At 51.3% G+C, this 5,543-nt stretch carries 1 protein-coding gene, 2 tRNA genes and 2 rRNA genes; all 5 read left to right on the top strand.

Annotated elements, in window-relative coordinates:
• On the top strand, positions 1-182 hold a 182-nt coding region (locus PMI36_RS32075; RefSeq protein WP_238543580.1), incomplete at its 5' end, for a hypothetical protein.
• A 303-nt stretch (positions 183-485) separates the two neighbouring features.
• Positions 486-2,022: ribosomal RNA gene (locus tag PMI36_RS11900) — 16S ribosomal RNA — on the top strand.
• A gap of 82 nt (positions 2,023-2,104) precedes the next feature.
• Positions 2,105-2,181, top strand: a tRNA-Ile gene (locus PMI36_RS11905).
• Between the two features lie 30 nt (positions 2,182-2,211).
• Positions 2,212-2,287, top strand: a tRNA-Ala gene (locus PMI36_RS11910).
• A 249-nt stretch (positions 2,288-2,536) separates the two neighbouring features.
• Positions 2,537-5,428: ribosomal RNA gene (locus PMI36_RS11915) — 23S ribosomal RNA — on the top strand.
• Together the 16S and 23S rRNA genes with 2 tRNA genes alongside form the textbook arrangement of a ribosomal RNA operon.
• Positions 5,429-5,543: the final 115 nt, after the last annotated feature.

Genomic DNA, 5,543 nt, shown 5'->3' with positions numbered 1-5,543 from the left:
CCTTGGTAAACAAAGAGTTACGCAGTTTTCGGCAGCGGTTACGCTTCAGTTCATCGAAGCCAGAAGGAGTTGAAAGAGCGGTGTTGTTTGGCTCTTTTGACGGTTCGATCTTCTCGGTCGAAAGCGGAGAAAAAGAGGTGTTGACAGCAGCGAGTAACGCTGTAGAATTCGCCTCCCGCTAACGAGAGATCGGAAGCGCAAGTGGTTGAAGTTGTTAAAGATTTCCAAGCGAAACTTTGAAAACTTCTGAAAATAACCGCTTGACAGCAACAGAGGCTGCTGTAGAATGCGCGCCTCGGTTGAGACGAAAGATCTTAACCAACCGCTCTTTAACAACTGAATCAAGCAATTCGTGTGGGTGCTTGTGGAGTCAGACTGATAGTCAACAAGATTATCAGCATCACAAGTTACTCCGCGAGAAATCAAAGATGTAACCAACGATTGCTGAGCCAAGTTTAGGGTTTCTTAAAAACCCAAAGATGTTTGAACTGAAGAGTTTGATCATGGCTCAGATTGAACGCTGGCGGCAGGCCTAACACATGCAAGTCGAGCGGTAGAGAGGTGCTTGCACCTCTTGAGAGCGGCGGACGGGTGAGTAATGCCTAGGAATCTGCCTGGTAGTGGGGGATAACGCTCGGAAACGGACGCTAATACCGCATACGTCCTACGGGAGAAAGCAGGGGACCTTCGGGCCTTGCGCTATCAGATGAGCCTAGGTCGGATTAGCTAGTTGGTGAGGTAATGGCTCACCAAGGCGACGATCCGTAACTGGTCTGAGAGGATGATCAGTCACACTGGAACTGAGACACGGTCCAGACTCCTACGGGAGGCAGCAGTGGGGAATATTGGACAATGGGCGAAAGCCTGATCCAGCCATGCCGCGTGTGTGAAGAAGGTCTTCGGATTGTAAAGCACTTTAAGTTGGGAGGAAGGGCAGTTACCTAATACGTAATTGTTTTGACGTTACCGACAGAATAAGCACCGGCTAACTCTGTGCCAGCAGCCGCGGTAATACAGAGGGTGCAAGCGTTAATCGGAATTACTGGGCGTAAAGCGCGCGTAGGTGGTTCGTTAAGTTGGATGTGAAATCCCCGGGCTCAACCTGGGAACTGCATTCAAAACTGACGAGCTAGAGTATGGTAGAGGGTGGTGGAATTTCCTGTGTAGCGGTGAAATGCGTAGATATAGGAAGGAACACCAGTGGCGAAGGCGACCACCTGGACTGATACTGACACTGAGGTGCGAAAGCGTGGGGAGCAAACAGGATTAGATACCCTGGTAGTCCACGCCGTAAACGATGTCAACTAGCCGTTGGGAGCCTTGAGCTCTTAGTGGCGCAGCTAACGCATTAAGTTGACCGCCTGGGGAGTACGGCCGCAAGGTTAAAACTCAAATGAATTGACGGGGGCCCGCACAAGCGGTGGAGCATGTGGTTTAATTCGAAGCAACGCGAAGAACCTTACCAGGCCTTGACATCCAATGAACTTTCCAGAGATGGATTGGTGCCTTCGGGAACATTGAGACAGGTGCTGCATGGCTGTCGTCAGCTCGTGTCGTGAGATGTTGGGTTAAGTCCCGTAACGAGCGCAACCCTTGTCCTTAGTTACCAGCACGTAATGGTGGGCACTCTAAGGAGACTGCCGGTGACAAACCGGAGGAAGGTGGGGATGACGTCAAGTCATCATGGCCCTTACGGCCTGGGCTACACACGTGCTACAATGGTCGGTACAGAGGGTTGCCAAGCCGCGAGGTGGAGCTAATCCCAGAAAACCGATCGTAGTCCGGATCGCAGTCTGCAACTCGACTGCGTGAAGTCGGAATCGCTAGTAATCGCGAATCAGAATGTCGCGGTGAATACGTTCCCGGGCCTTGTACACACCGCCCGTCACACCATGGGAGTGGGTTGCACCAGAAGTAGCTAGTCTAACCTTCGGGAGGACGGTTACCACGGTGTGATTCATGACTGGGGTGAAGTCGTAACAAGGTAGCCGTAGGGGAACCTGCGGCTGGATCACCTCCTTAATCGACGACATCAGCTGCTCCATAAGTTCCCACACGAATTGCTTGATTCATTGAAGAAGACGATAAGAAGCAGCCCGAAATTGGGTCTGTAGCTCAGTTGGTTAGAGCGCACCCCTGATAAGGGTGAGGTCGGCAGTTCGAATCTGCCCAGACCCACCAATTTTGTGTGGGAAACGCCTGTAGAAATACGGGGCCATAGCTCAGCTGGGAGAGCGCCTGCCTTGCACGCAGGAGGTCAACGGTTCGATCCCGTTTGGCTCCACCACTACTGCTTCTGTTTGTTGAAAGCTTAGAAATGAGCATTCCATCCCGGTGATGGTGAATGTTGATTTCTAGTCTTTGGCTAGATCGTTCTTTAAAAATTTGGGTATGTGATAGAAAGATAGACTGAACGTTACTTTCACTGGTAACGGATCAGGCTAAGGTAAAATTTGTGAGTTGCTCTTTATGAGCAAGAATCGAATTTTCGGCGAATGTCGTCTTCACAGTATAACCAGATTGCTTGGGGTTATATGGTCAAGTGAAGAAGCGCATACGGTGGATGCCTTGGCAGTCAGAGGCGATGAAAGACGTGGTAGCCTGCGAAAAGCTTCGGGGAGTCGGCAAACAGACTTTGATCCGGAGATGTCTGAATGGGGGAACCCACCTAACATAAGTTAGGTATCTTAAGCTGAATACATAGGCTTAAGAAGCGAACCAGGGGAACTGAAACATCTAAGTACCCTGAGGAAAAGAAATCAACCGAGATTCCCTTAGTAGTGGCGAGCGAACGGGGACTAGCCCTTAAGTGGCTTTGAGATTAGCGGAACGCTCTGGAAAGTGCGGCCATAGTGGGTGATAGCCCTGTACGCGAAAATCTCTTGGCCATGAAATCGAGTAGGACGGAGCACGAGAAACTTTGTCTGAATATGGGGGGACCATCCTCCAAGGCTAAATACTACTGACTGACCGATAGTGAACTAGTACCGTGAGGGAAAGGCGAAAAGAACCCCGGAGAGGGGAGTGAAATAGATCCTGAAACCGTATGCGTACAAGCAGTGGGAGCCCACTTTGTTGGGTGACTGCGTACCTTTTGTATAATGGGTCAGCGACTTATTTTCAGTGGCGAGCTTAACCGAATAGGGGAGGCGTAGCGAAAGCGAGTCTTAATAGGGCGTCTAGTCGCTGGGAATAGACCCGAAACCGGGCGATCTATCCATGGGCAGGTTGAAGGTTGGGTAACACTAACTGGAGGACCGAACCGACTACCGTTGAAAAGTTAGCGGATGACCTGTGGATCGGAGTGAAAGGCTAATCAAGCTCGGAGATAGCTGGTTCTCCTCGAAAGCTATTTAGGTAGCGCCTCATGTATCACTGTAGGGGGTAGAGCACTGTTTCGGCTAGGGGGTCATCCCGACTTACCAAACCGATGCAAACTCCGAATACCTACAAGTGCCGAGCATGGGAGACACACGGCGGGTGCTAACGTCCGTCGTGAAAAGGGAAACAACCCAGACCGTCAGCTAAGGTCCCAAAGTTATGGTTAAGTGGGAAACGATGTGGGAAGGCTTAGACAGCTAGGAGGTTGGCTTAGAAGCAGCCACCCTTTAAAGAAAGCGTAATAGCTCACTAGTCGAGTCGGCCTGCGCGGAAGATGTAACGGGGCTCAAACCATACACCGAAGCTACGGGTATCACTTAGGTGATGCGGTAGAGGAGCGTTCTGTAAGCCTGTGAAGGTGAGTTGAGAAGCTTGCTGGAGGTATCAGAAGTGCGAATGCTGACATGAGTAACGACAATGGGTGTGAAAAACACCCACGCCGAAAGACCAAGGTTTCCTGCGCAACGTTAATCGACGCAGGGTTAGTCGGTCCCTAAGGCGAGGCTGAAAAGCGTAGTCGATGGAAAACAGGTTAATATTCCTGTACTTCTGGTTATTGCGATGGAGGGACGGAGAAGGCTAGGCCAGCTTGGCGTTGGTTGTCCAAGTTTAAGGTGGTAGGCTGGAATCTTAGGTAAATCCGGGATTCTAAGGCCGAGAGCTGATGACGAGTGTTCTTTTAGAACACGAAGTGGTTGATGCCATGCTTCCAAGAAAAGCTTCTAAGCTTCAGATAACCAGGAACCGTACCCCAAACCGACACAGGTGGTTGGGTAGAGAATACCAAGGCGCTTGAGAGAACTCGGGTGAAGGAACTAGGCAAAATGGCACCGTAACTTCGGGAGAAGGTGCGCCGGTGAGGGTGAAGCATTTACTGCGTAAGCCCACGCCGGTCGAAGATACCAGGCCGCTGCGACTGTTTATTAAAAACACAGCACTCTGCAAACACGAAAGTGGACGTATAGGGTGTGACGCCTGCCCGGTGCCGGAAGGTTAATTGATGGGGTTAGCTAACGCGAAGCTCTTGATCGAAGCCCCGGTAAACGGCGGCCGTAACTATAACGGTCCTAAGGTAGCGAAATTCCTTGTCGGGTAAGTTCCGACCTGCACGAATGGCGTAACGATGGCGGCGCTGTCTCCACCCGAGACTCAGTGAAATTGAAATCGCTGTGAAGATGCAGTGTATCCGCGGCTAGACGGAAAGACCCCGTGAACCTTTACTATAGCTTTGCACTGGACTTTGAATTTGCTTGTGTAGGATAGGTGGGAGGCTTTGAAGCGTGGACGCCAGTTCGCGTGGAGCCATCCTTGAAATACCACCCTGGCAACTTTGAGGTTCTAACTCAGGTCCGTTATCCGGATCGAGGACAGTGTATGGTGGGTAGTTTGACTGGGGCGGTCTCCTCCTAAAGAGTAACGGAGGAGTACGAAGGTGCGCTCAGACCGGTCGGAAATCGGTCGTAGAGTATAAAGGCAAAAGCGCGCTTGACTGCGAGACAGACACGTCGAGCAGGTACGAAAGTAGGTCTTAGTGATCCGGTGGTTCTGTATGGAAGGGCCATCGCTCAACGGATAAAAGGTACTCCGGGGATAACAGGCTGATACCGCCCAAGAGTTCATATCGACGGCGGTGTTTGGCACCTCGATGTCGGCTCATCACATCCTGGGGCTGAAGCCGGTCCCAAGGGTATGGCTGTTCGCCATTTAAAGTGGTACGCGAGCTGGGTTTAGAACGTCGTGAGACAGTTCGGTCCCTATCTGCCGTGGACGTTTGAGATTTGAGAGGGGCTGCTCCTAGTACGAGAGGACCGGAGTGGACGAACCTCTGGTGTTCCGGTTGTCACGCCAGTGGCATTGCCGGGTAGCTATGTTCGGAATAGATAACCGCTGAAAGCATCTAAGCGGGAAACTAGCCTCAAGATGAGATCTCACTGGGACCTTGAGTCCCCTGAAGGGCCGTCGAAGACTACGACGTTGATAGGTTGGGTGTGTAAGCGCTGTGAGGCGTTGAGCTAACCAATACTAATTGCCCGTGAGGCTTGACCATATAACACCCAAGCAATTTGTGAACTCGAAAGAGGCCAGATTGCGGTGTGTGAAGACGAAACGAACCGAAAGTTCGAGATACTCACAAAACACCAAACTATCGCATACCCATTCGG

The sequence above is a fragment of the Pseudomonas sp. GM79 genome, from assembly GCF_000282495.1.
GTDB lineage: Bacteria > Pseudomonadota > Gammaproteobacteria > Pseudomonadales > Pseudomonadaceae > Aquipseudomonas.
This window is presented reverse-complemented; position numbering and strand designations above follow the sequence as displayed.